Genomic DNA, 2,327 nt, shown 5'->3' with positions numbered 1-2,327 from the left:
AGGTGAATTCCACTTCAAAGTGCACCAGATGACAGATTGTTAAAGGACATGACGGGATTTTCTGGTAGAGTGAAGCACCACCAACACTCTTTCCGGAAAGGAGCCCATCATGCCCTACCATCATTTTACCAGAGAAGAACAATATGTCATCAGTCATATGGCGATTGTTGGATTCTCGTTGAGAGAGATCGGCCGTCGTATCGGAAGACACCATACCAGCATCAACCGGGAGATCAGGCGGAACAGACCGACCTATGCGGATGACGCCGTCTACTGGTACGATGCTGCCGAGTTTTACGCGAAAGAGCGACGCCACAGAGCACGACACCGGCGCAGACATCATCAGAGATTGGCTGCATACATAATCTCAAAGCTTCGTCTCGACTGGCCCCCGCAAGCAATAGCAGGTCGTCTAAGAGTCGATTATCCGGATGACGAGGCAATGCGCATAAGCCATGAACTATTTTGCCGATCCTTATGCAGCCTGGCAGCGGGGAACCAATCAGAATACCAACGGCCTGCTCCGATACTACTTCCCGAAAGGAACGGACTTCAGGAACATCCCGGAAAAAGAAGTGTTAGCAAAGTTTCAAAACCGGACTGTCTAAGTTTCAAAACCGGACTCCCCTCAGAGATACAGTTTTGATTTTCTGTGTACTTACCAGCTTCCCGTTGTGCCAGAACCTGATCTCCGTCAGCCCCGTTTCCGGATCGGGCACCATCCTCAAGTCAACCTTTTCGTAAGGATCGACACCGGGCACCCGGAACTCGATATCGTTGACCGATATCTTACGGTATGCATTCGTAATCCGTGAACCTCTCAGGCAGAAAATGTCCTTGGTTGATTGATAGGGAAAGGGAAGCTTGAACGGGCGAAAGAGAGTCTTGCCTTCCGCGATGGCCTTCTCAAGGCGTATACGTGGGATCTCCCCGGTGGTGCTGTGGACCTGATGTTCGTTGTACCGTTTCACTTCGTAAGAGAGGATCTCTCGGACCTGTGCGATGGTTTCTATCTTCTCCCGCGCGCAGGTCCTTACTATCCGGTCCTGCAGCCACCGGTACGGCCTCTCAATCTTCCCTTTGGCCTGCGGAGAGAGGGCGTAGGTTACCTTCACGCGCAGTTCCTGGAGCACCTGTTTCCACTGCGGGTCTTTCTCGTCTGTTCGCGCGTGATGCTTCGTCCACATCGTATCCCTCTTTTCGAGGAAGCGGAACATAGAATGATTGTCGACATAATAGGAAAGGGGCAATCCATAACGGGTGCAGACACTTTCAAGGGCGGTGATGTGCGCCCAGCTTGTCTCCCTCTCTATAACGTCCGCATAGAACAAATATCTGCTATAGTCGTCGAGGCTCGTGATCAGATAGAACTTCTCAGCGATATAGGGGGACCATCGATGGTACGAAGAGTCATGCTGGATGAGTTCTCCTGCATGGTGGGTGATCACTTCCCGGTCATGGGCGGCCTTGTCCGGTTTCGTGATGTAATAGCCGTTTTTTTTGCCCTGTCGATGATTGCCGGGAGGGAGACCTTCGCCCGGTAGTGCTCCCTCAGCCGATCTTGAATATAGCTGTAATTATAGAACCGGATGGGGATTGAGGGATCGTCTATCAATGCCTTTTCCTTCTCAAGTTCTTGGAGGATATGGGCATGGAGTCTCTCATCGAGCTGCCTGTTTGTGCCCTTCCTCCGATACTCGATGCTGAAGCTCTCTGGGTGGTTTTTGTACTTCTGCACCCACTCGAAAAACTGACTCCGCTTGAGGCCCAGCAGTTCCATGGCATGACTGGCGCTCAACTCTCCTGCCAGATACCTCTCCATGATCATTCTCATCTGCTCATCGGTCACTCTCTTGTGGACCTGTTCGCCCATGGCGCCCTCCCGTTCATGATTACCGACGGGAGGGATTCTATCACGGAGTCCGGTTTTAAAACTTAAACCACCCCAAAGGAGTCCGGTTTTGATTCTTAACTGACATCCCGGAAAAAGAAGTTGCGCAGGTAGTGAAAAAGCTGAATAATAGACCCAGGAAGTGCCTCAACTACCAGACGCCCCACGAGGTGTTCCGTCAGGCTCTATGTGGTGCACTTTGAAGTGGAATTCACCCTATCTTCTATTACTCCCGTGTATAAACGATTCCGGCACCCCAGACGCCACTCTTAGGTCTCTGTATAAGCCTATAGCCGTCGATGGTGTATTCCATGCGCCCGTCATTACTCTCAAGAATTACTTTGTTCCCTTCTGTGCGCTTATTACCGATTCGCGAAGCCACGTAAGATACTCCTTTTGAGCGACCTTCCTCACACGCGAAGGTTATTTCATCTCC

At 51.2% G+C, this 2,327-nt stretch carries 3 protein-coding genes and 2 pseudogenes; 2 read left to right on the top strand and 3 right to left on the bottom strand.

Translation table 11 applies throughout. From position 1 onward, the window contains the following. Positions 1–109 precede the first annotated feature (109 nt). Both ABSG49_RS12155 and ABSG49_RS12150 read left to right on the top strand, forming a co-directional pair. Positions 110–184 (top strand): annotated as a pseudogene (locus ABSG49_RS12155) (hypothetical protein); the annotation flags it as partial. 277 nt (positions 185–461) lie between these two features. Then, a pseudogene (locus ABSG49_RS12150) lies at positions 462–569 on the top strand (IS30 family transposase); the annotation flags it as partial. Positions 570–611: 42 nt separating this feature from the next. Here the strand turns inward: ABSG49_RS12150 and ABSG49_RS12145 are convergent. The 3 genes from ABSG49_RS12145 to ABSG49_RS12135 form a co-directional block, all read right to left on the bottom strand. Continuing rightward, complete coding sequence (locus tag ABSG49_RS12145) at positions 612–1,448, bottom strand: hypothetical protein (RefSeq protein WP_424026398.1); 837 nt, start codon at positions 1,446–1,448, stop codon at positions 612–614. Beyond that, entirely contained in the window at positions 1,445–1,873 is a 429-nt protein-coding gene (locus ABSG49_RS12140) for a hypothetical protein (protein ID WP_424026397.1), read from the bottom strand. Before ABSG49_RS12140 ends, ABSG49_RS12145 begins: the two co-directional genes overlap by 4 nt. A 244-nt stretch (positions 1,874–2,117) precedes the next feature. After that, the coding region (locus ABSG49_RS12135) for a hypothetical protein (protein WP_424026396.1) at positions 2,118–2,327 on the bottom strand (210 nt) is incomplete at its 5' end.

Source organism: Methanoregula sp., from assembly GCF_049510175.1.
GTDB lineage: Archaea > Halobacteriota > Methanomicrobia > Methanomicrobiales > Methanospirillaceae > Methanoregula.
This window is presented reverse-complemented; position numbering and strand designations above follow the sequence as displayed.